This window comes from Achromobacter spanius (assembly GCF_029637605.1).
GTDB classification, from domain to species: Bacteria; Pseudomonadota; Gammaproteobacteria; order Burkholderiales; family Burkholderiaceae_B; genus Achromobacter; species Achromobacter spanius_E.
Genome location: NZ_CP121261.1, coordinates 2,873,604 through 2,898,436, shown reverse-complemented (window position 1 = coordinate 2,898,436; position 24,833 = coordinate 2,873,604). Strand labels below are relative to the sequence as shown.

Below are 24,833 nucleotides of genomic sequence, written 5' to 3'. Positions count from 1 at the left end.
GGCCATGATTTTTTCCCGCAATCCGGCGCGCGGTTCGCGTGTGTTGAACGGCTTGGCGCTGCTGGGCATCACCGGCATCCTGGGCATGGCCTTCGCCTGGCAGTTCATCTATGGCGAACTGCCTTGCCCGTTGTGCCTGTTGCAGCGCGTGGCGCTGATACTGGCCGGGGTGGGTTTCCTGCTGAACATGCGCTTGGGGCCATCGCCCATGCACTACGCCATGAGCATCGCGGCGTCGCTGGGGGGCATGCTGGCGTCAGGCCGGCAGGTGTTGCTGCACATGGCGCCGGGCGATCCGGGCTATGGCTCGCCGTTCCTGGGCATGCACTTCTACACCTGGGCCTTCATCGCTTTCTGCGCCATCATCGTTTTTTGCATCCTGATGCAGACGGCCGACCGCAAATGGGGCGACAGCATGCTGAAAAAGCCGGTGTCGGTGCTGGGCATCATCGTCATGGCCCTGTTTTTCATCATGACGCTGGCCAACGTGGGCGGCACCACGCTGGAATGCGGTTTCGGGCCTTGCCCGGACAATCCCGACAGCTATCTGTTGCTGTCGTCACCGGCCGCGCGCTAGCTTCGCCCGCGCGCCGGGTAAAATACCGGGTTTCGCGGACTCGGTCCGCGGTCCTTTGACATTCCGCGGGCAGGTTTCCGCGGTCTTACCTTTTCGACACCGGTTATGACAGCCAAGACTTCCGCAGCGGCAGAGGCCACCCCCGTGGTGGGCGTGATTATGGGATCTTCCAGCGATTGGGAGGTCATGAAGCACGCGGTGACCATGCTGGAGGATTTCGGCGTGGCTTACGAGGCGCGCGTGATTTCCGCGCATCGCATGCCGCAAGACATGGCCGAGTACGGCGCGGCGGCGCATGCCCGCGGCCTGCGCGGCATCATCGCTGGCGCCGGGGGCGCGGCCCACCTGCCGGGCATGATGGCGGCGCTGACCGAAGTGCCGGTGTTTGGCGTGCCGGTGCCGTCCAAGTACCTGCGTGGCGAAGACTCGTTGCTGTCCATCGTGCAGATGCCCAAGGGCGTGCCCGTGGCCACATTTGCCATCGGCGAAGCCGGCGCGGCCAACGCGGCGCTGCACGTGATTGCCACGCTGGCCGGCACCGATGCCGGTCTGCATCAGAAGCTGGTGGCTTTCCGCGCGCGCCAGACGCAAGCCGCGCGCGACATGAAGGTTCCGCCCGAGGCGTCGATCGTATGAGCAAACCCACTTCCTTCATGATTGCCCCCGGCGGCTGGCTGGGCTTGCTGGGCGGCGGCCAACTGGGCCGCATGTTCTGTCACGCGGCGCAAAGCCTGGGCTACAAGGTTGCCGTGCTGGACCCGGCCGACGAATGCCCCGCCGGCATGGTGGCCGACCTGCACATCCAGGCGGCCTACGACGACGAAGCCGGGCTGGCGCGATTGGCCCAGACCTGCCAGGCCGTCACCACCGAATTTGAAAACGTCCCCGCCGACAGCCTGCGCACGCTGGCCACGCGCTGCCGCGTCAGCCCGGCCGCCGACGCCGTGGCCATCGTGCAGGATCGTATCGCCGAAAAAACCTTCATCGCCGCGCAAGGCATTCCCGTTGCGCCGCACGCCGCCATCCGCAGCGAAGCGGACCTGCGCGCCGCGCCCGACGCCTTGTTTCCCGGCATCTTGAAAGTGGCCCGCCTGGGCTATGACGGCAAGGGCCAGGCCCGCATCAGCACGCGCGATGAAGCGCTGGCTGCGTTTGCCGAATTCGGCGGCGTGGCCTGCGTGCTGGAAGCCTTGATGCCGCTGGATTATGAAATCTCGGTGGTGCTGGCGCGCGGTTTCGATGGCGCCAGCGTGGTGTTCCCGGTGGCGCGCAACGTGCATCGCGACGGCATCCTGGCGGTGTCGACGGCGGCGCCCGTGCAGTCGGACGCTGCCCACGCCGAACGGCAGGCCCGTGCCACCGAAGCGGCGCAGTCGATTGCGCAAGGCCTGGGCTACCACGGCGTGCTGTGCGTGGAGTTCTTTGTGTTGAAGGACGGCAGCCTGATCGTCAACGAGATCGCGCCGCGCCCGCACAACAGCGGCCACTACACGATGAACGCTTGCGTCACCAGCCAGTTCGAACAGCAGGCGCGCGCGATGGCCGGCTTGCCCTTGGGCAGCACGGCGCTGCTGGCGCCCGCCGTCATGCTGAACATCCTGGGCGACATCTGGTACGAATCGGCCACGGCCACCACCCAGCGCGAACCTGACTGGGCCGCCGCGCTGGCGGTGCCCACCGCCAAGCTGCATTTGTACGGCAAGCACGACGCGCGCCGGGGTCGCAAGATGGGTCACATCACCATCGTGGCGCCCACGCTGGATGAGGCCCGCAGCGACGCCGCCCGCGTGGCCGCCGCGCTGGGCATGCAAGCCCCCGAGTAAACCGCGATGCCTTCCTTGCCCACGCTGGATTCCGCGCGCGACGCGGACATCGCCCACGCCGCGCAGCGCCTGCTGGACGGCGATCTGGCCGCCTTTCCGACCGAGACCGTCTACGGCCTGGGCGCGGATGCGGAAAGCCCGCAGGCGGTGGCGAAGATCTACGCGGCCAAGGGCCGTCCGTCGAACCATCCCGTCATCGTGCACATCGCGCCCGGTGGCGATGTGTCGTATTGGGCGGCGGACGTGCCGCCCGAGGCGCGCCTGCTGATCGATGCGTTCTGGCCGGGGCCGCTGACGCTGATCCTGAAGCGCGCGCCGCATATCGTGGACACGGTAAGCGGCGGCCAGGACAGCATCGGCATCCGCTGCCCATCACACCCCGTGGCGCAGGCGCTGCTGGCGGCGTTCGCGGCGGGCAAGCCGAACGGGCAGGGCGGCGTGGCCGCGCCGTCGGCCAACAAGTTTGGCCAGGTGTCGCCCACGCGCGCCGAGCATGTGCGCAGCGAGTTCCCGGAGGAAGTCGCGGCGGGCATGCCGGTGCTGGAAGGCGGCGCGTCGGAAGTGGGTATCGAGTCGACCATTCTTGACCTGTCGCGCCTGGATCGCGGTGCGGGGCCAGTGCTGCTGCGTCCGGGTCATATCAGTGCGGCGCAGATTGAAGCGGTGCTGGGCGTGCAGGTGTTCGCACCGGACGCCGCCGCGCCACGGGCATCGGGTACGTTGAAGGCGCATTATGCGCCGCGCACACCGCTGGAGCTGGCGTCGGACGAGCGGCTGCAAGAGGTGGTGCAAGGCCGGAATTTGCCAGCGGGCAAGGTGGTGGTGGTGGCGTACGGGGTGAAGCCTGAAGCGATGGATGCGCGTTTGCAATGGCAGTCTGTGCCTGAGGATCCGGCGCGTTACGCGCAGGCCTTGTATGGCTTGCTGCGTGATCTGGATAAGCAGGGGTATTCGCGGATCATCGTGCAGGCGCCGCCTGATAGTGATGAATGGCACGCGGTCAATGACCGGATCGGTCGCGCGGCCGCGGCGTTTTCGTTGGATATGACGGGGTTGGGGTAGGTTGCTGGATGGGGGGCGCGGGATTCTTGGGCGGATGCTTGATGGGTTTCGCGCGAACTTGAGTGGCTTTCTTTTGTTGGGTTTCTCGCGCTGCACCCATCCTACGGATCGTGGGACGCGGTGGGTTGTGAACCGGGCTGGTTGTTGTGGGCTTCGGTGATGGGCGTGGGGGGTTGGGCGGATGCTTGATGGGTTTCGCGCGAACTGGGCTGGGTTTCTTTTGTTGGGTTTCTCGCGCTGCACCCATCCTACGGATCGTGGGACGCGGTGGGTTGTGAACCGGGCTGGTTGTTGCGGGCTTCGGTGATGGGCGTGGGGCTGGGGCGGCTGCTTGATGGGTTTCGCGCGAACTTGGCTGGTTTTCCTTTGCCGGGCTTCTCGCGCTGCACCCATCCTACGAATTGGGGGATGCGGTGACTCGTGAACCGGGTTGGTTGTTGCGGGCTTCGCTGATGGTCGTGGGGGTTTGGGCGGATGCTTGATGGGTTTCGCGCGAACCTTGCTTGTTTTCTTTTGTTGGGCTTCTCGCGCTGCACCCATCCTACGGACTTGTAGGATGGGTGCAGCGCGGCATGGCGGTCAGATGGGGCAGGGCTCTTAACGCGCGTAACCCATCGGACGGTGGCGCCTACCGCTTCATGCGACCAGAAATTCCCCGATTCTTTCCACAGCCTGCCGCAGCGGGGGCAAGAATTCTTCCGTCAGGCGCGTTAGCGGCACGCGCGCTGCCTTGACGCTGACGTTCACGGCGCCGCAGGCCTTGCCGCTGGCGGAACGGACTGCGACCGAGATCGCGCGCACGTTCAATTCCAATTCCTGATCGACCACCGCGTAGCCCTGCTCGCGGATACGCGCCAGTTCCATGCGCAGTTTTGCTTCCGTGTTCAGCGTGAATTCCGTATAGGGCTGCAGGTCAGTGGCGGCGAAATAGCGGGCCAGCGCGGGCTCGGGCAGTTCGGCCAGCAGCACACGCCCGATCGACGTGCAATAAGCCGGCAGGCGGCTGCCCAGGCCCATGGAGGTTGCCAGCAGGCGGTTCACTTCGGAACGCGCCAGATACAGCATTTCGTGGCCTTCCATGATGGCCAGCGCGCAGGTCTCGTTGACGGTGGCGCTCAGTTCTTCCAGCACGGGCTGGGCCAGCGACACAAACGGCGTGGACGAGAAATACGCATAGCCCAGGCCCAGGATGCGCGGCGTCAGCACATACAACCTGCCGTGCTGTTCAGCAATGCCCAGCAGCATAAGCGTGTGCAGACAACGTTGCACCACCGCGCGAGGCAGGCCGGCGCGCCGGCTCAGTTCCGCCGCCGTTTGCGGATGACGCCGCGTGCCGAACGCGCGGATCACGTGCAGGCCGCGCGCCAGGGTCAGCATGTAGTCCGGGTCGCCCCGGAACTGGTCGGGATGGTCGTCGGCGGCCAGCGGCGCGGCGTAGCCGGGCGGGGGCAGGTTGGGCAGCATCAGCCCGCGCGCAGCGGCGCGCCGGTGCGTCCTTGCAGTTCGGTCAGCGTCATGCCGTCGATCATATCCCGAACCACCAAGCCGTCCGGCGTGACGTCAATGACCGCCAGATCGGTATAGATGCGGTCCACCACGCCCGCGCCGGTCAAGGGATAAGTGCAGCGTTCGACGATCTTCGGATCACCATTCTTGCTGTTGTGTTCCATCATGATGAACACGCTGCGCGCACCCACCGCCAGGTCCATCGCGCCGCCCACGGCGGGCGCTTCGCCCGGCCTGGCCAGCGACCAATTGGCCAGATCCCCATTAGCCGCGACCTGCATGCCGCCCATGACGCAGATGTCCAGGTGGCCGCCGCGCATCATCGCGAAGGAATCGGCATGGTGAAAATACGCGCCGCCCGCAAGCAGGGTCACGGGCTGCTTGCCGGCGTTGATCAAATCCAGATTGATGGCGTCATCGGCGGGCGGCGGGCCCATGCCCAGGATGCCGTTTTCGCTGTGCAGCACAATCTCGCGGTCATCCGGCAGGTGGGCGGCCACCAGCACCGGCATGCCGATGCCCAGGTTGACGTAGCTGCCGTCGGGAATATCCAGGGCCAGGCGGCGCGCCATGGCCTCGCGGGTCAAGGGTTGATACATGGCTGTCCTTCAACTGGAAAAGGCGGCATTGGCCACCTCGGTGACGCGCTTGACGAAGATGCCGGGCGTCACGATGGCTTCGGGCGGCAATTCGCCCAGGTCAACCTTGGCGCGCACCTGCACGATGGTGGTCTTGGCCGCCATGCACATGATCGGCCCGAAGTTGCGCGCGCTCTTGTGATAAGTCAGGTTGCCCCAGCGGTCGCCCTGGTCGGCCTTGACCAGCGCAAAGTCGCCGTGCAGCGGCGTCTCGAATACATGGCCGCGCCCGTTGATCATGCGCGTTTCCTTGCCTTGCGCCAGTTCGGTGCCGTAGGCGGTGGGCGTGAAGAATCCGCCCAGCCCCGCGCCCGCCGCGCGCAGCCGCTCGGCGATGGTGCCCTGCGGCACGCATTCCAGTTCGATGCCGCCACGGCGGTACAGGTCGTCGAAGACCCAGGAGTGGGACGCCTTGGGAAACGAGCAGATCACCTTGCGCACGCGGCCGGCCTTGATCAACGCGGCCAGCCCCGTTTCGTGGTTGCCCGCATTGTTGCTGACCACGGTGAGTTCGCGCGCGCCCTGGTCGATCAGGGCATGGATCAGTTCGGTGGGCATGCCGGCGCCGCCGAAGCCGCTGATCAGTATCGTGGCGCCGTCGTGGATGTCCGAGACCGCGGCCTCGGGCGTGTCGATGAACTTGTTGATCATGATGTGGGTTCCGATCCGCCGGGGCGACGGCGTTGCCGCCGCGCCCCGGCTTCGTTCAGTTCGCGGTGATGCCGACCTGCTTGACGACGTCGGCATAGTGGGCGGATTCCTGCCGCATGAATTCGGCGAATTGCGCCGTCGTGCCTCCCACCGGCAGGAAACCGACGTCGATGAATTTACGCCGCACCTCGGGGTCCTTCACCACTTCCGCGACCTCGCGCGCCATGCGGTCGATGATGGGCTGGGGCGTGTTGGCCGGCGCCAGCAGTCCCGCCCACGAACCCGTTTCAAAACCCGGCTGGCCGGCTTCGCCCATGGTGGGAATCGAGGGCTCGTCGGGCCAGCGCTGCTTGCCGGTGAAGGCCAGCGCCTTCAGCCGGTTCTGTTTCACGTATTGCATCGGCACCAGAATCGGGTCGAACACCATCGACACGCGCCCGCCCAGCAAGTCGGTCAGAATCGGCGCGCTGCCCTTGTAGGCCACGTGCGTCATGGCAATCTGGTTCTTCGACGCGAACCGGGCGCCGGTCAGGTGCGCGTTGGAACCCGTGCCGCTGGACGCATAGGTGAGCTTGTCGGGATGCTTGCGGCCGTAGTCGACCAATTCCGCCACGGTGTTGACGGGCACGTCTTCGGCCACGAACAGGAACAGGGGCAGGTCGGCCATCTGCACCACGGGCACCAGGTCCGTGGGCTTGAAGTTCAGCTTGTACAGATGGAAGTTGACCAGGTAGGCGGGCAGCATGGCCAGGAAGGTGTAGCCGTCCGGGTCCGCCTTGGCGGCGATGGCCGAGCCCACGCTGCTGTTGGCGCCCGGCTTGTTTTCGACAATGATCGTCTGGCCCAGGCGCGGCGCCAGCTTTTCCACCACGATGCGGGTGACGATGTCGGTAGAGCCGCCCGGTGTGTACGGCACGATGATCTTGATGGGCTTGGTGGGCCAGTCATCCGCGGCCTGGGCCGGGCCAGCGGCCAGGCCGATGGTGGCCAGGGCCGAGCACAACAAGGTTTTCAGGGCAAGGCGGCGGGGCTGCGTTTTGCAAACTGTAGCCATGGATTTGTCTCCTCCATGAATCGACCGAATATCGATGCGCGCCAGGTTTTCTGCTGGCGCGCTCGGCGTTTTTTTAAGGGTTTGCGGCAATGCCGCGTATCGGACATCGACGCAAAAAAAGTATGGCATGCGGGGGCGCGCCGATCGGGGTGAAACGGTCTGATTAAGTTCGATCACCGGACAAATGTCCCGATCTGGCAGGCCTGTCATTCCTGGGGTTTGCACTAGGGAAAGCCGCGTTGTTCACAGGGTGGACATGGCGTAATCTGGCGCGAATTCCACCTTCAGGAGAAGCGCGATGACGGGGTCAATGAAGTGGTCAATAAAGCGGTCAACATGGTTGGCGGCCGGCGCTCTGGCCCTGGCTTGCGCGTCCCAGGCGGCGCTTGCCGGCCCCACCCTGGATGCGGTGAAGAAAAAAGGTTTTGTGCAGTGTGGCCTGAGCGACGGCGTATCCGGGTTCTCGGCCACCGACAGCAAGGGCGAATGGGCGGGCATGGACGTGGACATCTGCCGGGCGGTGGCTGCGGCCGTGTTCGGTGACCCGACCAAATTCAAAGGTACCGCGCTGTCCACCCAGCAACGGTTCACCGCGTTGCAGTCGGGCGAAGTCGACGTGCTGCTGCGCACCGTCACCTTGACGCAGACGCGCGACACGTCCCTGGGCCTGGCCGCCGTGGCCGCCAGCTTTTACGATGGACAGGGCATTCTGGTCAGCAAGAAGCTGGGCGTGAAAAGCGCCAAGGATCTCAACGGCGCCACCATTTGCGTGCAGCCCGGCACCACCACCGAACTGAATCTGGCTGACTGGTTTCGCGCCAACGGTATTGAATTCAAGCCGGTCGTGATCGACAAGGTGACGGAAGTGGTACGTGCTTTTGAAGCCGGCCGCTGTGATGCCTTCACCGACGACTCCTCGCAATTGGCAGCCGTGCGCGCCACGCAAGTGGCAAACCCGGATGACTACGAAATCCTGCCGGAACGTTTCTCGAAAGAGCCGCTTGGCCCCATGGTGCGCCAGGGCGACGAGAACTGGTTGAGCATCGTGCGCTGGACCTTGTTCGCGCTGCTGGAAGCCGAGGAATACGGCATCACGCAGAAGAACGTTGATGAGATGCTGAAGAGCAAGAACCCGAACGTCTTGCGCATCCTGGGCGTGACGCCAGGGGCGGGCAAGAACATGGGCCTGGACGAAAAATGGGCCTACAACGCCATCAAGGCCGTGGGCAACTACAGCGAAATATTCGAACGCAACGTCGGCAAGGACAGCAAGCTGGGCCTGCAACGGGGTACCAATGCGCTGTGGAGCAACGGCGGCGCCATGTATCCGTGGCCGATTCGCTGACGCGGCCGCGGCGTGTGCGGCAGGCAAGGCGGCCCGCCTGTGTGGGCCGCTGTGTTGGCCGCCTTTTTATTGCCAGTGCGATGGCGGGCGTGATGCTGGCGCGATCTTCCTCCAATCGCTCTGCGATATAAGCAAACCGTTATGCGGTACGCTATGCGCTTTCCCGTTGCGCGCGCCGTACCATGACCCAGACGCCACACCCCGAGGATTCTCCTTTGTTCATTGCCGCGCTGGCGCGCGGTATTTCCGTATTGCGGGCGTTCAGCGAAGGGCAGCCCGCCATGACGCTGCCGGAACTTGCAGAGGCCACGGGCTTGAGCAAAAGCGCGGTCCAGCGTTTTACCCATACGCTGTGGACGCTGGGCTACCTGCGCAAGGACCCGGTCAGCAAGAAATTTTCGCTGGCGCCCTGGTCGCTGGAGCTGGGCATGCACTATGTGCAGACCAGTCCGCTGGTGCTGGGTGGCAACCCGTTCCTGCACACGCTCAATCGCAATAGCCAGGAGACATGCAGCCTGGCAGAGCCAGACGGCCTGGATATGGTCTACGTGGCGCGTTTTGCCACCCACAAGGAAATGTTCGTGAACATGCCCGTCGGCATGCGCTTGCCCTTGTACTGCACAGCGGCGGGCCGCGCGGTGCTGGCCAAGCTGGACCCGAAGGTTGCGCAAGACCTGCTGGAACGCTGCGATCGTAAGCCCTATACCGCAAACACGCTGACCAGCATGGACGCCTTGTTGGCTGAACTGGCGTTTGCACGGCGCCACGGATTCGCGTGCTCCAACGGTGAGTTCTATCCCGGTGACATCACGGTCAGCGCTGCGGTGCTGGACGCCGGTGGCACCCCCTTGGGCGCCGTGAACGTGTCCGTGCCTTCCAGCCGCTGGTCTTTTGAACAGGCACAAGCCGTCTTCGGCCCGCAAGTGGTGGAAACGGCGCACGCTATCAGTGCATCGCGCACGCTGGGCCGGTCGCACCCCTTCTATCTGATGGAACCTCCGGGTGGCGCGCTGCGCGGGGCGATGCCCCCTCCCGACGACGTGGCCTGAGCCTTCCCGCATGCGTTTTGTTGGTGCGATCGTCGCACCATGTCGGGGCGCGCTCGCCCGTAAAGCCAACTAAATTACTCAACTATATTTTTTTGCCTCTAGGGGGAACTCCCTAGTTGGCCGGCTGGGTTTTTGCTTGCTAATCTATTTATGACACGGTCGTATCGCACAGCGATTCGAACGAATCTAAATATTGCAACGTTTGCGAAATCGCCGACGGAGCATGCCCAGGAGCCGCGCTGTGCCGCAGTCATCTGAAGTCAGTTTCAATCCCGTTGCCGGGTTCATGGGTTTGCCCTCGGCCCGCGAGCCCGGGGCGGGCCAGGCACGCGCTTGCGTGGTCGGGATTCCGTTTGATTGCGGCACGCATCCTTTCCGTGTCGGGTCGCGGCAGGGGCCTGACGCCATCCGCGAGCAATCCCGCTTGCTGCGTCCCGTGGACATCTTCCGCCGCCATGGCATCGACAATCCGCCTGAATTCCTGCGCGCCATCGATGTGGGCAACGTGGCTTGCCATCCCGGTGATCCGGACGCTTCGTTTCCCCTGATCGAAGCCGGCATCGGCGCCATCCTGGACGCGGGCGCCATTCCGATATCGATGGGGGGCGACGGCGCGGTGACCTTGCCGCAATTGCGTGCCGTGGCGCGCCGCCATCCGGATGTCGTCGTGCTGCATTTTGATTCGCATACCGACACCTATCCCATCCCTGGCTACAACACCGCCACCACGTTCACCCGCGCCGCCGAAGAAGGGCTGCTGGACGTGGCGTCCAGCTTCCACGTGGGCACGCGCGGCAGTTCCTTCATGCCCGGGGTGCTGGAATTCGGGCGCGAGGTCGGCTACACGATCGTGCCGTACGACGACTTCGATCAGGACCAGAAGGCCACGCTGGCGGACATCAAGCAGCGCGTCGGCCAGCGCCCCGTCTATCTGTGTTTCGACATGGACATTTTCGACCCGTCCTGCGCGCCGGGCGTATGCACGCCGGAATGGGGCGGCTTGACGGCCAAGGAAGGGCTGGCGTTGTTACGCCAGCTTGCCGGCCTGAACTTCGTGGCGTTCGACGTCAATACCGTGTCGCCGCCGCAAGACGTACAGGGGGCCACGGCCTTCCTGGCCGCCACCGTGATGCAGGAATTCTGCGCGTTGGCGGCGGTAGCGGTGCAGCAGTACCCGCAAGGGCGTCCGGCCTGAGCCGAGGCGTTTGCGGCATTCCTGCTTGCCGCGTTCATAGTTGCGGCATTCATACATCCAAGGGGAAAACGATGAAACTCAAATCCATTTTGCTGGGCCTGGCAACCGCCGGCCTGCTGATCCAGTCCGGCGCGCAGGCGCGCACGCTGGACGAGGTGCGCGCCGATAAAAGCCTGGCCGTCGTCACCACCGCGTCCGCGCCGCCGCATGGGTTCAAGAATCCGAAATCGAACCAGTTGGAAGGCATCATGGTGGATGTGGCGGCCGGTGTGGCCAAGCACCTGCAGGTGTCGGACAAGCTGTCCGACGTGCCGTTTTCCGGCTTGATCCCCACGCTGACTTCGGGCCGCGCGGATGTCATGTCCGCGCCGCTCTTCATCACCGAAGAGCGGGCAAAGGCCATCGATTTTTCGGTGCCCGTCTACGGGTGGGGCGAGGGCGTGGTGGTCAGCGACAAGGCGACCAAAAAGTACGCCAAGTTCGAAGACATGAAGGGACAGCGCGTGGGCGTGCTGGTGGATTCGGTCCAGTTCAACATGATCAAGGACATGCCGGGCACCAAGGTCACGACCTACCAGGACTATTCAACCTTGCTGGCTGACGTGCGTGCCGGCCGCATTGATCTGGGCATCGTGGACCCGCCCAGCATCATCTACCAGATCCAGACCAAGAACATCCCGGGCGTGAAGCTCGACACCGGCTACCAGCCGCAGCGCACGTGGCAGGTGGGCATGGCCGTGCAGAAGGGCAATACCACGCTGCTCGAAGCCGTCAACAAGGCGCTGGCCGAGATGAAGGCAAACGGGGAAATGGCTGCCATCGGAAAGAAGTGGGGCGTGTCGGACCTGATCAGCAAGTAAGCGCCGCAACGGCACGCATAAGGAGCACGACTTGGATCTCGCTACGCTGCGCATGTACCTGACCCCTTTGGCCGAAGGCACGGTCTGGACCCTGGCGCTGTTTTTCTGTTCGGCTTTCCTGGCGGTGGCGTTGGGCCTGGTCGTCTGCTTGTGCCGCTTGTCGCCTTCGCGCTTGTTGAGCCGAGGCGCACGGTTCTACATCGAGGTGATGCGCGGCACACCGCTGCTGTTGCAACTGTTCTACATCTACTACGGCTTGCCCGAGATGGGCGTGGTGATCAACGGTTTCGTCGCCGGCGTGTTGGGCCTGACCCTGAACTTCGGCGCGTACCTGGCCGAACTGTTCCGCAGCGGTATCCAGTCGGTGGACACGGGCCAGTACGAGGCGGCGCGCGCGCTGGGCCTGCGCAAGGCGCAGCGGCTGCACCGCATCGTGTTGCCACAAGCGCTGCGTACTGTCTTTCCGGCCTTGGGCAACTACGCGCTGGTGCTGATCAAGGAGACATCGCTGGTGGCCGTCATCAGCGTGTACGAACTGATGCGGGCGGGCGAGATGCTGGCCGGCGCGACCTTCCAGGCGCTGACGGTCTACACCATGGTGGGCGTCATCTACTTCGCCATGTGCAGCGTGCTGTCGTACCTGTTCCGGCGTTCCGAAAAACGCTTGACCGTGCCGGGCTACTGGAGCGGCGCCGGCGAGAACCACGATATTTCCAAGGCATGAAGCGATGAACGCAACGACAGCCTCGGCCCCGATCATCACGATGCAGGGCGTTTGCAAATGGTATGGCGACTTCCAGGTGCTGAACGACCTGGCGCTGGAAGTGTCGCCGGGAGAAAAGTTGATACTGTGCGGCCCGTCGGGATCAGGAAAGTCCACCACCATCCGCCTGTTGAACCGGCTGGAGGACCACCAGAAGGGCCGCATCGTGGTCGACGGCATCGAGCTCAATGCAGACGTCAAGAACATCGAGCGCATCCGTGCGGAAGTGGGTATGGTGTTCCAGCATTTCAACCTGTTCCCGCATCTGACCGTGCTGGAAAACTGCACGCTGGCGCCGCTGCTGGTGAAGGGCGTGCCGGCGGACGAGGCCCGCGCGCGCGCCATGGAATATCTGGAGCGGGTGCGGATTCCCCAGCACGCCGACAAATATCCTGGCCAGCTCTCGGGGGGCCAGAAGCAGCGCGTGGCAATCGCGCGCGCCCTGTGCATGCAACCCAAGATCATGCTCTTCGACGAACCCACTTCGGCGCTGGATCCCGAGATGGTCAAGGAAGTGCTGGATACCATGGTCGCGCTGGCCAAAGACGGCATGACCATGGTCTGCGTCACGCACGAAATGGGCTTTGCGCGGGAAGTGGGCGACCGGGTTGTCTTCATGGACCAGGGGGCCATCGTAGAGGCCGACACGCCGGAAAACTTCTTCAATGCGCCCCGGTCGGAGCGGGCGCAGGCGTTTCTGGGGCAGATATTGGGCTGAGCGCGGCGCGCGCGATAAGGCTAATTCCGGCTGGCGGAACCTGGTGGGCGAATTCGGAAATGGTTCCATGCCCGCAACCTGAAATGGGTCTATCGCGTTTTTGATACGCTCCCTATGATGCATATCAGGCGGGCGCGCATGCGCCCGCATCGCCATTGAAAACGACTAGGGAAAATCATGAACGGCGCTGACAGTCTCTGCGATACCTTGCTGGCCAACGATGTGGACGTGTGTTTTGCCAACCCCGGCACATCAGAAATGCACTTTGTCGCGGCCTTGGATCGCAAACCCAAGATGCGTTGCGTGCTGGGCCTGTTCGAAGGCGTGGTGACGGGCGCGGCCGATGGTTATGCGCGCATGGCCGACAAGCCGGCCGCCACCTTGCTGCACCTGGGCCCCGGCCTGGGCAATGGCCTGGCCAACCTGCACAACGCCAAGCGCGCGCGCACGCCCATGGTCAATATCGTGGGCGACCACGCCACCTATCACGTGCAATATGACGCGCCGCTGACCAGCGATGTGGAAGGCGTGGCGCGTCCCATGTCGCACTGGGTCAAGCGCACGATGACGGCCGCCGCCGTGTCGGCGGATGCCGCCGAGGCCATCGGCGTGGCGCGTCAGGCGCCCGGCAACATCGCCACCCTGATCCTGCCCGCCGACACCGCCTGGACCGATCTGCCCGACGGCGCGCCCGCGCCCGTGCAGGTAAAGGACTTGCCCCTGGCGCAGACTTCCGCCGAGGCCGTGCGCGCGGCAGCCGCCGCCATCCGCTCGGGCGAGGTCACGGTGCTGATGCTGGGTGGCGCGGCGCTGCGTGAACGCGCCTTGAACGCCGCGGGCCGTATCGCCCGCGCGACCGGCGTGCGCCTGATGTCCGAAACCTCCAACCGCCGCATCGAACGCGGCGGCGCGCGTACGCCGGTTGACCGGCTGCCGTACCCGATTGACCTGGCCGTGGCCAAGCTGAAAGACGTGAAGCATCTGGTGCTGGCGGGCGCCAAGGCGCCGGTCGGCTTCTTTGCCTACCCCGGCAAGCCCAGCCTGCTGGCGCCGCCCGACAGCAACCAGGTGGTGCTGGCGTCGGCCGAACAAGATCTTGCCCACGCGCTGGAATGGCTGGCCGATGAACTCGGCATTGCCGCCGACGCACCGCGCCTGGCCACGCCGGCCGCGGCCTATGAAGTGCCGTCGACCGGCAAGCTGACGGGCGCCGCCGTGAACATTCTTATTGCCCACACCTTGCCCGAGCAAGCCATTGTGTGCGATGAGTCCATCACGCAGGGCCGCGAATTTCCCATCTACAGCGCCAGCAGCGCGCCGCACGATTGGCTGATGCTGACCGGCGGCGCCATCGGCATCGGCCTGCCGCTGGCAACTGGCGCCGCCGTGGCCTGCCCGGACCGCAAGGTCATCACGCTGCAAGCCGACGGCAGCGGCATGTACACCTTGCAGGCGCTGTGGACGCAGGCGCGTGAAAACCTGGACTGCCTGACGGTCATCCTGGCCAACCGTTCCTACGCCACCCTGCATGGCGAGATGAAGAACGTGGGCGTGAAGGAACCGGGCCGCAACGCCCGCCGCATGCTGGACCTGGAAGAGCCCTACCTGGACTGGACGCACCTGGCGCGCGGCATGGGCGTGGAGGCGGTCAGCGTGGATACGGTGGAAGGCTTTGCGCGCGCGCTGGCCGATGGCCTGAAGCGCCGTGGACCGTTCCTGATCGAGGCCATCATCTAGGGCGGCGTTTTTACACGCCCAGATAGCGCGTCAGTTGTTCCGGTCGCCGGGCCAGCGACGCGCTATCGCCGTCTTCCACGATCAGCCCTTTTTCCATCACCAGGCAACGATCGGTGTGTTCAAGCACCGCGCGATAGTTGCGGTCCACGATCAAGGTGGACATCCCCGTGGCGCGAATCTCGCGGATGATGCGCCAGATTTCGGCCACGATCAGCGGCGCCAGCCCTTCGGTGGCTTCATCCAGAATCAGCAGGTCGGGGTTGGTCATCAGCGCGCGGCCGATGGCCAGCATCTGCTGCTCTCCGCCCGACAACTGCTGCCCACCATGGCCCAGCCGCTCGCGCAGCCGGGGAAACGTGTCCAGCACGCGGGTATAGGTCCAGGCGCGCTCGCCACCTACGCTGGGCCGCGCCGCCACTTGCAGGTTCTCGCGCACGTTCAGATTGGGGAAAATGCCGCGCCCTTCAGGCACGTACGCGACGCCCATGCGCGCAATGGCATGGGCCGGCGCGCGGGTGCAATCGCGACCGGCCACGCGCACCTGGCCGCGCGTGCTTTTCACCTGGCCCATCAGGCTGCGGATCAGCGTGGTCTTGCCCATGCCGTTGCGCCCCACCAGGCCCACGGATTCTCCGGGCGCGATGTGCATGTCCACGCCGCGCAGCACGTGGCTGGCGCCGTAGTACACATGCAGGCCGCCGGCTTCTATCAAGGCGTGCATGCGGGGTCTCCTGGTGTGTGGCCTGGGCGGGTGTCTTCGCCCAGGTAGGCCGTGCGTACGTCCGCGTTGGCGCGGATGTCGGCCGGTGCGCCGCTGGCGATGGCGGTGCCGTTGACCATCACGGTGATGGTTTCGGCAATGCGGAACACGGCATCCATGTCGTGTTCCACCAGCAGAATCGCGTGGCCCGCCTTCAAGCTTTGCAGCAGGTCCAGAATGCGGTCCGTCTCTTCCGGGCCCATGCCGGCCAAGGGTTCATCCAGCAACAGCACCTGCGGCTCGCCCGCCAGGCACATGGCGATTTCAAGCTGGCGCTTGCGGCCGTGCGGCAGCAGGCCGGCCGGGCGCGCGGCGTCGTCCGCCAGTCCCGTGCGCTCCAGCGCGTGATGCGCCAGTTCCGCGCTGCGCCGGCAGTCAGACGCCGGACGCCACCAATGCCAGAAGCGCTGGCGCGCCGCCTGCGCCGTCAAGCGGCAGTTCTCGAACACGCTCAGTTCAGGAAACAAGGTTGAACGCTGGTAGCTGCGGCCCAGCCCGGCGCGCGCCCGTTGCGGCTGGCGCCAGGGGGTGATGTCGCGTCCGCCCAGCATCACCTGACCGCTGCTGGGCGTCAGTTCGCCCGACAGGATGTTGATCAGCGTGGATTTGCCCGCGCCGTTGGTGCCGATGACGGCATGCACTTGGCCGCGCGCCAGCGCGAGCGATACGTCGTTCACCGCGGTCAGCCCGCCAAAGCGGCGCGTGACGCCGTTGGCGGCAAGCAGGCAATCAGACATGGCGTTCTCCCTGGATGGGCAGACGGGCAGCGGGACGCACGGAGGCGGACGGGGAGGGGGCGGGCGGGGTGGAAGCGACCTGCGTGCCAGCGCTGGCGGCAGCATGCGCATTGGCGGCGCGTGCGTCGCGGCGCTGGCGCCATTGCGCGGGCAGCCCCGCAATGCCATTGGGCAGCAGCGCCACCAGCGCGATGATGGCAATGCCCAGCGGCAGGTGCCAATGGCGTGCGTAGTCGCCAAACAGCGCCTGCGACTGGAACAGCTCTTGCATCAGCACCAGCGCCACCGTGCCGATCACCGCGCCGCCCAGGCTGCCCATGCCGCCCAGAATCACCATCAACAAGACCAGGCCAGATTGCTCCCAAGCCAGCAGTTCCGGCGTGACGAAGCCGTCTTTCAGCGCGAACAGAAAGCCCGCCAGGCTGGCCAGCGTGGCGCCCACCACGTAGGCGGTCAGCTTGTACGGATACGTGGAATAGCCGGCCGCGCGCATGCGTTGTTCGTTGATGCGAATGCCGGCCAGCGCCGCGCCAAAGGGCGAACGCCGCAGCAGCGCCAGGAAACCCCAGCTCAGCGCCAGGCAAGCCAGCACGAAGAAGTAGAAGGTGGTCGCGTTGCTAAGGTCGAACGGCATCCAGCCGCCCAGCGGCAGTTCGGGCCGGAAGTACAGGTAGATGCCATCGCTGCCGCCGCCGAAGTCGGTGTCGTGAAAGACGTAATAGGCCATCTGCGCAAAGGCCAGCGTCACCATGATGAAGTACACGCCGCGCGTGCGCAGCGCCAGCGCGCCGGTCACCAGCGCATAGGCCGCCGCCGCCAGCAGGGCGGCGGGCAGTAACCACCACAGGTTGCCCGCCTGGGATTCGGGCGACAGCAGTGCCGCCGCATAGGCGCCGATGCCGAAGAAGGCGGCATGCCCCAGGCTGACCAGCCCCGCGCCGCCCACCAGCAGTTGCAGGCTTAGCGCGAAGATGGCGTAGATCATGACCTTGATGGCCAGGCCGGTGTAGTAGTCGCTGCCGCTGTAGGCAAACGCGGCCAGCGCCAGCAGCGTGGCAAGGGGAAGAAGTCTCTGCATGGCTAGCCCTGTTTGAACAGCCCTTCGGGCTTGCATAGAAGAATGAAGGCCATCAGCAGGTACACCAGCACGCCCGCGGCGGACGGGAACAGCACCTGGCCGAAAGTTTCCACAAAACCCACCAGCATCGCGGCAAGGAAGGCGCCGCGTATCGAACCGATACCGCCTATCACCACCACCACGAAGCAGATGATCAGCACCCCGTTGCCCATGCCGGGATACACCGACGACACGGGCGCGGCAATGGTGCCGGCCAGCGCGGCCAGGGCCACGCCGGCCGCGAACACCAGCCGGTACAGCTTGTTCACGTCGATGCCCAAGGACGCGGTCATTTCGCGGTTACTGGCGCCGGCGCGCAGCATCATGCCCAGCCGCGTGCGCGAAATCACCCAATACAGCAGCAGCGCCACGGCGATGCCCACGGCCGAGATGAACAGTCGGTACACCGGATACGTCATCACGCCGCCCAGCGAGATACTGCCTTGCAGCCACGCGGGCAGCGGCACGCCGTGCACGTCGTTGCCCACCAGGATGCTGCGCAGTTCCTCAAACACCAGGATCAGCCCGTAGGTCATCAGCACCTGCTGCAAGTGGTTGCGGTGGTACAGGTAGCTGAAGAACGCCGCTTCCAGCACATAGCCCAGCACCCCGGCCAGCAGCACGCACACGGCAAGGGTGGCGATGAAGCCGCCGCCCAGCCAGCGGTCAACCAGCGGCCCCAGCGCAAACGCCATGTAGGCGCCGATCATGTAGAAGCTGCCATGGGCCAGGTTGATGATGCCCATGATGCCGAAGATCAGCGTGAGTCCGCTGGCCACCAGGAACAGCAGCAAGCCGTACTGGAATGCGTTCAGGCTTTGAATAAGCAGGATGCTGATGTCCATGGGGCGTCCTTGTTGCCGGGGGGCGTCAGAGCTTGCAGCCGCGCGCGGGGTCGGCCAGCTTCTTCGCGGCTACCTCAACGACCTTGTTCTCCAGGCCATCCACCTGGCGCAGATAGATGTCCTGCACCGGGTTGCCCGCGGCCGACAGCGTGAAGGGGCCGCGCGGGCTGTCCACGGTGGCGCCGCGCATTGCCTGGCGGAAGTCCGCCTTCTTGGCGAAGTCGCCCTTCACGGCCGACAGGCCCGACTGCATCAGTTGCGCGGCGTCATAGCCTTGCACGGCGTACACGTCGGGCTGCACCTTGTAGTGCTTGGCGTAGTCGGCGCGGAAGGCGTTGTCGCGCGGCGTGTTCAGGCCGTCGGCGTAGTGCAGCGTGGTCAAGAGGCCTTGCGCCGATGCGCCTTGCGCCTGCAAGGTGCCATCGGTAAGGAAGCCCGAGCCGTACAGCGGAATGGTCTTGTCCAGGCCGGCTGCGTGATAGTCCTGCACGAACTTCACCGCGCCGCCGCCCGCAAAGAAGGTGAACACCATGTCGGGCTTGGTGGCGGCGATCTCGGTCAGGAGCGATTGGAATTCCACGTTGGGAAAAGGCAGGCTCAATTCCTTGACGACCTTGCCGCCCGCTTTCTCGAAGCCTTCCTTGAAGCCGCCGATGGCCTCGTCGCCCGCGGCGTATTTCCAGGTGATGGTGACGGCGGTCTTGTGGCCCTTGGCGTAGGCCACGGGGCCCATGGCATAGGCCGGCTGCCAGTTGGTGAACGACGTGCGGAAGATGCCGGGGCCGCACAGCGGGCCGGTGATGGCGTTGGCGCCCGCGTTGGTGACGATCAGCGTGGTGTCGCTGTCTTTCGCGGCCTTGGCCAACGCCATGGCCACGCCAGAGTGCACCGTGCCGATCAGCACGTCGACCTCGTCGCGCTTGATCAGGCGGTTGGCGTTTTCGGCGGCCTTGGCGGGGTTGGACTCGTCATCCACCTTGAAGTATTCAATCTCGCGCCCGCCCAGCTTGCCGCCTTGTTCGGCAACGTACAGCTTGAAGCCGTTCTCGATGGCGTTGCCCAGCGCGGCGTAGGTGCCGCTATAGGGCAGCATGAAACCGACTTTGATCTTGTCGGCGGCCTGCGCGCCGCTGGCGGCGAACGTCAGGGCCGCGGCAATCGCAGCCCGGGTCAGGGCGTGGTTCATGGTTTGTCTCCGTGCTTTGTCATGGGCTGGCGCAAGGCCGGCCGGGTTTATCCAACGCGCCGACGATGCCGGCGAGGGGGATTCATAGCGTTGCTTCTTCCAGCTGACGCAGCCGGAAGCGCTGGATCTTTCCCGTGGCGGTCTTGGGCAGCTCTTCGGTGAAGTTGATCTGGCGCGGATACTTGAAGGGCGCCAGATGCTGCTTCACATAGCTTTGCAGCGCGGCGCCGGTCTGGGCGTCGGGCTCGAAGCCGGGGCGCAGCACCACGTAGGCCTTGGTCTTGACCAGGCCGTCGTGGTCCGGCACGCCGATCACGGCGGCTTCCAGCACGGCCTCGTGCTGCACCAGCACGTTCTCCACTTCCACTGGCGACACATACTGGCCGCTGACCTTGATCATGTCGTCGCTGCGGCCGGCGTAGGTGTAGTAGCCGTCGAGGTCACAGGTGTATTTGTCGCCGCTCTTCAACCAGTCGCCCAGAAAGCACTGGCGCGTCTTGTCGCGGTTGTTCCAGTACATCAGCGCGGCGCTGGGACCTTTGATGTAGAGGTCGCCGATGGTGCCGGCCGCCACGGGCGCGCCGCTGTCGTCGCGCAACTGCACTTCGTAGCCCGGCACGGGCTTGCCGGTGGTGCCGTAGCGGATCTGTCCGCTTTGGTTCGAGATGAAGATGTGCAGCATCTCGGTGGAGCCGATGCCGTCCAGGATCTCGCAGCCGAAATGCCGCGTGAAGCGTTCACCGATGTCGCGCGGCAAGGCTTCGCCGGCCGAGGTGCAGACCCGCATGGCCACCTGCTCGCGTGGCGGCAGATCGGGTGATGCCAGCATGCTGGCGTACAGGGTGGGCACGCCGTAGAACACGGTGGGGCGATGCCGCGTCAGGCGCTGAAACACGGCCTGTGGGGTGGGGCGTTCGCCCATCAGGATGACGGTGGCGCCGACGGACAGCGGAAAGGTCAGGCCGTTGCCCAGGCCGTAGGCAAAGAACAGCTTGGCGGCGGAGAACACCACGTCGTCCTCGCGGATGCCCAATACGGGCTTGGCATAGAGTTCGGCCGTGTGCCAGAGGTTGCCATGCGTATGCACCACGCCCTTGGGCTTGCCGGTGGAGCCTGATGAATACAGCCAGAACGCGATCTCGTCAGATAGCGTGCGCACGGCGGGGGCCAGCGGCGCGGCGGCCAGCAGGGCGTCGAAGTCCTGGGCGGGGGCGGGCAGGGTGGCCACGGGTTGCGCAGTGTTCAGCTGTGCAGTATTGGGATGTGCAGTATTGGGCTGTGACACCACCACGTGTTCGACGTCCCCAGGCGATTGCGCCAGCGCCGCCTGCAAGGCCGGCAGCAGCGCGCCCGAGACGAACACGGCGCGCACGCGGCTGTGCGTGATGATGTAGGCGTAATCGTCGGGCGTCAGCAGCGTGTTGACGGCTACGGGCACCACGCCGGCATGCAGTGCGCCCAGAAAGGCTACGGGCCAATCCACCGTGTCCTGCATCAGCAGCAGAATGCGTTCTTCGCGGCGCAGTCCCAGTTGCCGCAACGCGCCCGCCATGCGCGCGACCCGCTCGGCCAGTTCGCCGTAGCTGAGCTGGCGGCTGTCATCGATATAGGCGGGCTTGGCGGCGCGGGCGGCGTTCAGGGCAGCCAGATGGCTGGCGAAGTTGAGTTCGGCGGGGCAGGTGTTCACGGTTGTCTCCTGATGTCCTGGTGGGGGCGCGCCATGGCTGTGTTTTTTTGTTTGCCATGGCGGGTTGGCGTGGCGTCAGCCGTCGGGCGGTGTGAACGTGATGGCGCCGCCGGGCAGCAGGTACAGCACCAGCGCGCGGCCTTGCGTCACGGTGGGGCGGTGCGCGCTGCCGGGGCCGTACACCAGCCAGCCGGCGCCGTGGCCGTCAAAGCGCGCGTCGGCGGTAAGCGGCATGATCAGGTCTATTTCGCCATTGGGATGGGCGTGGTGCGGGCCGGCCAGATCGTCCATGTCGACCACATCGACTGAACAGCCGGCCAGGTCTTCCGCCGGCTTGATGACGCGCCCGTAGCGGATGCCGCCGCCTTCGCGGTTGCACATCCAGCCGTCGGCCACGCCCTGCCTACAGGCGGCGAAGATGTTCTGATACAGCGCGCTGTCGGGGCCGGCCTCGCGGTTCAGCATCGCCTGCAGCCCGTCATCCAGTGGCTGGTTCGCCACCAGGCGCGTGGCCTCGCGCATCAGGGCATGGAATTGATCTGGCGTGCTCACCGGGACTCCTCCTTTACACTGTCGGCGCTTTGGAAGCGGCATGAACTTGAATGCTGCTTTGTTGCGCGATAACGGCTTGGAACTGCTTGGAAGGAAAAATAGTGCTTCCATACGAAAGGGTCAAGCACTATAGTGCATAAAACATGGCGTATCAGGGTATTTGCGGAGTCAGCCAAACATGAATCAAGCGCTAGATGCGGCGCCATCCGAACCCAGGCGGGAAGCTTTCCTGGTGGCACTGGGCGAGCGCGTGCGCCGCCTGCGAGCCATACGCGGCATGACCCGCAAAAGCCTGTCGCAGGTGACGGGGGTGTCGGAACGGCATTTGGCCAATCTTGAACATGGGGTGGGCAACGCGTCCATCTTGGTGCTGCTGCAGATTGCCCGCGCCTTCAATTGCGCGCTGGCTGAACTGGTGGGCGATGTCACTACCGAATCGCCCGACTGGCTGCTGATCCGCGAACTGCTCAGCGGCCGCACCGAGTCCGACCTGCAACGCGCGCGCGAAGCCTTGACGCAACTGTTTGGCGTGGGCGCCGGCGCGCAGCGGCCCAACCGCACGCAGCGCGTGGCGCTGATCGGCCTGCGTGGCGCGGGCAAGTCCACCTTGGGCCAGATGCTGGCCGACGACCTGGGCTACCCCTTTGTCGAGCTCAATCGCGAGATCGAGCGCGTGGCGGGGTGCAGCATTCTGGAAATCCATAATCTGTACGGCCCGAACGCGTATCGCCGCTACGAACGGCGGGCGCTGGAAGAAGCGGTGCAGATCTACCCGGAAATGGTGCTGGCCACCCCGGGCGGGCTGGTGTCCGAACCCGCCACGCTGAACCTGCTGCTGGCGCACTGCTACACGGTGTGGCTGCGCGCCACGCCCGAAGAGCACATGGGCCGCGTCATGGCGCAGGGCGACTTCCGCCCCATGTCGGGCAACAACGAGGCCATGGCCGACCTGAAGCGCATCCTGGCCGGGCGCGAGGCTTTCTACGAGAAGGCCGACCTGACCTGGGTGACCAGCAACCTGGAAGTGCAGGAGAGCTTTGCCGGCCTGCGTACCCAGGTTCGCAAGGCCTGCGGCCTGCCTCTATAAAACTGCACTTTTCTGCATGTCTTGCTTGACGTGCCTTTTTGCCTGAACTAATCTGCACAATAATTCATGTGATGCAGTATTTTTCCTGTCCAGGCAGGGCGTACGAGGAGACACACGATGAGCAGCACCGCAAATGGGGCGGAAGTCCGCGGCGGCACCCGGTCTGAATCGATGACAGAAGCCCGCGTCGATTTCCGCACCCAGCCCAACCAATATCGCCATTGGCGCCTGTCGTTCGACGGCCCCGTCGCCACCCTGGCCATGGACGTGGCCGAAGACGGCGGCCTGCGCCCCGGCTACAAGCTCAAGCTGAATTCCTACGACCTGGGCGTGGACATCGAACTGCACGACGCCCTGCAACGCATTCGCTTCGAACACCCCGAAGTGAAAAGCGTGGTCGTCACCAGCATGAAAGACCGAATCTTCTGTTCGGGCGCCAACATCTTCATGCTGGGTTTGTCGTCGCACGCCTGGAAGGTGAACTTCTGCAAGTTCACCAACGAAACCCGTAATGGCATTGAAGATTCCAGCCGCCATAGCGGCCTGAAATTCATCGCCGCGCTGAACGGCGCTTGCGCCGGGGGCGGTTACGAGCTGGCCTTGGCCTGCGACGAAATCCTGCTGGTGGACGACCGTTCGTCCTCGGTGGCGCTGCCCGAAGTGCCGCTCTTGGGCGTGCTGCCCGGCACGGGCGGGCTGACGCGCGTGACCGACAAGCGCCGTGTGCGCCACGACCATGCCGACATCTTCTGCACGCTGGTCGAAGGCGTGCGCGGCCAGCGCGCCAAGGACTGGCGGTTGGTGGACGACGTGGTCAAGCCCGCGCGTTTTGAAGAGGCCGTGCGTGAACGGGCCATGGCGCTGGCTGAAGGCAGCGATCGCCAGGCGAGCGGGCCCGGCATTGCGCTGACGCCGATCGAACGCACCGAAGGCGCGGACCATTTGTCGTACCGCTACGTGGATATCCACGTTGACCGCGACAAGCGCCTGGCAACCTGGACCGTGCGCGCCCCGGATGGCGAGGTGCCATCCGAACTGGCTGACCTCCTGGCGGCGGGCGCCGCTTGGTGGCCCTTGCAGATGGCGCGCGAACTGGACGACGCCATCTTGACGATGCGCACCAACGAGCTGGACATCGGCACCTGGATCTTCAAGACCGCAGGCGACGCCGCCGCCGTGCTGGCTGCCGACGCCGCGCTGCAACGGCACGCCGGCCATTGGTTCGTGCGTGAAACGGCCGGCATGCTGCGCCGCACGCTGGCGCGCCTGGACGTCACGTCGCGCAGCCTGTTCGCGCTGATTGAACCCGGCTCCTGCTTTGTGGGCACCTTGCTGGAACTGGCGCTGGCCGCCGACCGCAGCTACATGCTGGATAGCGAAGCGGACGTTGATGCCGATGTTGATGCCGATGTTGATACTTCCCCCGCGCAGATCGTCGTGGGCGAACGCAACTTCGGCGCCTATCCGATGGTGAACGGCCAAAGCCGCTTGCAGCGCCGCTTCTATGAAGAGACCGAGCCGCTGGAAGCCGTGCGCGCCCGCGCCGGCCAGCCCCTGTCCGCCATCGATGCGCTGAACCTGGGCCTGGTGACCTACGCGCCCGACAGCATCGACTGGGACGACGAGGTGCGGATGATGCTTGAGGAACGCCGCGCGCTCTCGCCCGACGCCTTGACCGGGCTGGAAGCCAACCTGCGCTTCGGCGGCAAAGAGACGATGGAAACACGCATCTTCGGGCGCCTGACGGCCTGGCAGAACTGGATCTTCAACCGCCCCAACGCGGCTGGCGACAAGGGCGCGCTGAAGCTCTACGGCAAGGGCGAGCAGGCCACGTTCGACTGGAAGCGGGTCTGAGATCGGTCTTGGAAGTCGGCCATAGAAGCC

The 24,833-nt window shown here is 65.2% G+C and carries 24 protein-coding genes; 13 read left to right on the top strand and 11 right to left on the bottom strand.

Annotated elements, in window-relative coordinates:
• Positions 1-4: 4 nt before the first annotated feature.
• The 4 genes from P8T11_RS12855 to P8T11_RS12840 all read left to right on the top strand — a co-directional run bounded on the left by P8T11_RS12855 (position 5) and on the right by P8T11_RS12840 (position 3,462).
• On the top strand, positions 5-577 hold the full coding sequence (locus tag P8T11_RS12855; protein ID WP_268081580.1) for a disulfide bond formation protein B: 573 nt from the start codon (positions 5-7) through the stop codon (positions 575-577).
• Positions 578-682: 105 nt separating this feature from the next.
• Positions 683-1,213 (top strand): 5-(carboxyamino)imidazole ribonucleotide mutase, encoded by a 531-nt coding sequence (gene purE, locus P8T11_RS12850; RefSeq protein WP_050448834.1) that lies wholly within the window; start codon positions 683-685, stop codon positions 1,211-1,213.
• Complete coding sequence (locus P8T11_RS12845) at positions 1,210-2,400, top strand: 5-(carboxyamino)imidazole ribonucleotide synthase (RefSeq protein WP_268081581.1); 1,191 nt, start codon at positions 1,210-1,212, stop codon at positions 2,398-2,400. Before purE ends, P8T11_RS12845 begins: the two co-directional genes overlap by 4 nt.
• 6 nt (positions 2,401-2,406) lie before the next feature.
• A complete protein-coding gene (locus P8T11_RS12840) occupies positions 2,407-3,462 on the top strand; it encodes an L-threonylcarbamoyladenylate synthase (protein WP_268081582.1) in 1,056 nt (351 codons plus the stop codon).
• A 636-nt stretch (positions 3,463-4,098) separates the two neighbouring features.
• Here P8T11_RS12840 and P8T11_RS12835 read toward each other — a convergent pair.
• From P8T11_RS12835 to P8T11_RS12820, 4 genes are read right to left on the bottom strand one after another with little or no spacing between them, the layout of a single operon-like run.
• Positions 4,099-4,926 carry an IclR family transcriptional regulator domain-containing protein gene (locus P8T11_RS12835; protein WP_268081584.1) on the bottom strand — a complete coding sequence of 276 codons (828 nt, stop codon included), beginning with the start codon at positions 4,924-4,926 and terminating at the stop codon, positions 4,099-4,101.
• On the bottom strand, positions 4,926-5,567 hold the full coding sequence (locus tag P8T11_RS12830) for a 3-oxoacid CoA-transferase subunit B (RefSeq protein ID WP_268081585.1): 642 nt from the start codon (positions 5,565-5,567) through the stop codon (positions 4,926-4,928). The genes P8T11_RS12835 and P8T11_RS12830 overlap by 1 nt, the downstream gene beginning before the upstream one ends.
• Positions 5,568-5,576: 9 nt before the next feature.
• Positions 5,577-6,257, bottom strand: coding sequence for a 3-oxoacid CoA-transferase subunit A (locus tag P8T11_RS12825; RefSeq protein WP_268081586.1), 681 nt, complete (start codon positions 6,255-6,257; stop codon positions 5,577-5,579).
• Between the two features lie 55 nt (positions 6,258-6,312).
• Entirely contained in the window at positions 6,313-7,311 is a 999-nt protein-coding gene (locus P8T11_RS12820) for a Bug family tripartite tricarboxylate transporter substrate binding protein (RefSeq protein ID WP_268081587.1), read from the bottom strand.
• Between the two features lie 310 nt (positions 7,312-7,621).
• Between P8T11_RS12820 and P8T11_RS12815 the strand changes: the two genes are divergently transcribed.
• The 7 genes from P8T11_RS12815 to P8T11_RS12785 all read left to right on the top strand — a co-directional run bounded on the left by P8T11_RS12815 (position 7,622) and on the right by P8T11_RS12785 (position 14,978).
• Positions 7,622-8,656 carry an amino acid ABC transporter substrate-binding protein gene (locus tag P8T11_RS12815; RefSeq protein WP_418910306.1) on the top strand — a complete coding sequence of 345 codons (1,035 nt, stop codon included), beginning with the start codon at positions 7,622-7,624 and terminating at the stop codon, positions 8,654-8,656.
• 182 nt (positions 8,657-8,838) lie between these two features.
• Complete coding sequence (locus tag P8T11_RS12810; protein ID WP_268081588.1) at positions 8,839-9,705, top strand: IclR family transcriptional regulator; 867 nt, start codon at positions 8,839-8,841, stop codon at positions 9,703-9,705.
• A 286-nt stretch (positions 9,706-9,991) separates the two neighbouring features.
• Complete coding sequence (locus P8T11_RS12805) at positions 9,992-10,900, top strand: arginase family protein (RefSeq protein WP_268082370.1); 909 nt, start codon at positions 9,992-9,994, stop codon at positions 10,898-10,900.
• Positions 10,901-10,971: 71 nt separating this feature from the next.
• Positions 10,972-11,760: an ABC transporter substrate-binding protein gene (locus P8T11_RS12800; RefSeq protein WP_268081589.1), complete on the top strand. Its 789-nt coding sequence runs from the start codon at positions 10,972-10,974 to the stop codon at positions 11,758-11,760.
• 31 nt (positions 11,761-11,791) lie between these two features.
• Positions 11,792-12,484 (top strand): amino acid ABC transporter permease, encoded by a 693-nt coding sequence (locus P8T11_RS12795; RefSeq protein ID WP_268081590.1) that lies wholly within the window; start codon positions 11,792-11,794, stop codon positions 12,482-12,484.
• A gap of 4 nt (positions 12,485-12,488) precedes the next feature.
• The gene (locus tag P8T11_RS12790) at positions 12,489-13,241 is read left to right on the top strand and encodes an amino acid ABC transporter ATP-binding protein (protein ID WP_277550282.1); all 753 of its coding nucleotides are present in this window, start codon (positions 12,489-12,491) and stop codon (positions 13,239-13,241) included.
• 177 nt (positions 13,242-13,418) lie between these two features.
• Positions 13,419-14,978 (top strand): acetolactate synthase large subunit, encoded by a 1,560-nt coding sequence (locus tag P8T11_RS12785; protein WP_268081591.1) that lies wholly within the window; start codon positions 13,419-13,421, stop codon positions 14,976-14,978.
• 10 nt (positions 14,979-14,988) lie between these two features.
• On the opposite strand, the gene P8T11_RS12780 is transcribed toward P8T11_RS12785, so the two are convergent.
• The 7 genes from P8T11_RS12780 to P8T11_RS12750 all read right to left on the bottom strand — a co-directional run bounded on the left by P8T11_RS12780 (position 14,989) and on the right by P8T11_RS12750 (position 21,862).
• Positions 14,989-15,699 (bottom strand): ABC transporter ATP-binding protein, encoded by a 711-nt coding sequence (locus P8T11_RS12780; protein ID WP_268081592.1) that lies wholly within the window; start codon positions 15,697-15,699, stop codon positions 14,989-14,991.
• Positions 15,687-16,475, bottom strand: coding sequence for an ABC transporter ATP-binding protein (locus P8T11_RS12775; protein WP_268081594.1), 789 nt, complete (start codon positions 16,473-16,475; stop codon positions 15,687-15,689). The genes P8T11_RS12780 and P8T11_RS12775 overlap by 13 nt, the downstream gene beginning before the upstream one ends.
• Entirely contained in the window at positions 16,468-17,553 is a 1,086-nt protein-coding gene (locus P8T11_RS12770; protein WP_268081595.1) for a branched-chain amino acid ABC transporter permease, read from the bottom strand. Before P8T11_RS12770 ends, P8T11_RS12775 begins: the two co-directional genes overlap by 8 nt.
• Before the next feature lie 2 nt (positions 17,554-17,555).
• On the bottom strand, positions 17,556-18,437 hold the full coding sequence (locus P8T11_RS12765; RefSeq protein WP_259249391.1) for a branched-chain amino acid ABC transporter permease: 882 nt from the start codon (positions 18,435-18,437) through the stop codon (positions 17,556-17,558).
• A 25-nt stretch (positions 18,438-18,462) separates the two neighbouring features.
• Positions 18,463-19,623 carry an ABC transporter substrate-binding protein gene (locus P8T11_RS12760; RefSeq protein WP_268081596.1) on the bottom strand — a complete coding sequence of 387 codons (1,161 nt, stop codon included), beginning with the start codon at positions 19,621-19,623 and terminating at the stop codon, positions 18,463-18,465.
• An 82-nt stretch (positions 19,624-19,705) separates the two neighbouring features.
• On the bottom strand, positions 19,706-21,310 hold the full coding sequence (locus P8T11_RS12755; RefSeq protein ID WP_268081597.1) for a benzoate-CoA ligase family protein: 1,605 nt from the start codon (positions 21,308-21,310) through the stop codon (positions 19,706-19,708).
• A 75-nt stretch (positions 21,311-21,385) separates the two neighbouring features.
• Positions 21,386-21,862: a DUF4863 family protein gene (locus tag P8T11_RS12750; protein WP_268081598.1), complete on the bottom strand. Its 477-nt coding sequence runs from the start codon at positions 21,860-21,862 to the stop codon at positions 21,386-21,388.
• A gap of 178 nt (positions 21,863-22,040) precedes the next feature.
• Here P8T11_RS12750 and P8T11_RS12745 point away from each other — a divergent pair, with 178 nt between their 5' ends.
• Together P8T11_RS12745 and boxC are read left to right on the top strand one after the other, a co-directional pair.
• Positions 22,041-22,949, top strand: a complete 909-nt coding sequence (locus P8T11_RS12745) for a helix-turn-helix transcriptional regulator (RefSeq protein ID WP_268081599.1) — start codon at positions 22,041-22,043, stop codon at positions 22,947-22,949.
• Positions 22,950-23,120: 171 nt separating this feature from the next.
• The gene (gene boxC, locus P8T11_RS12740) at positions 23,121-24,803 is read left to right on the top strand and encodes a 2,3-epoxybenzoyl-CoA dihydrolase (RefSeq protein ID WP_268082372.1); all 1,683 of its coding nucleotides are present in this window, start codon (positions 23,121-23,123) and stop codon (positions 24,801-24,803) included.
• Positions 24,804-24,833 lie beyond the last annotated feature (30 nt).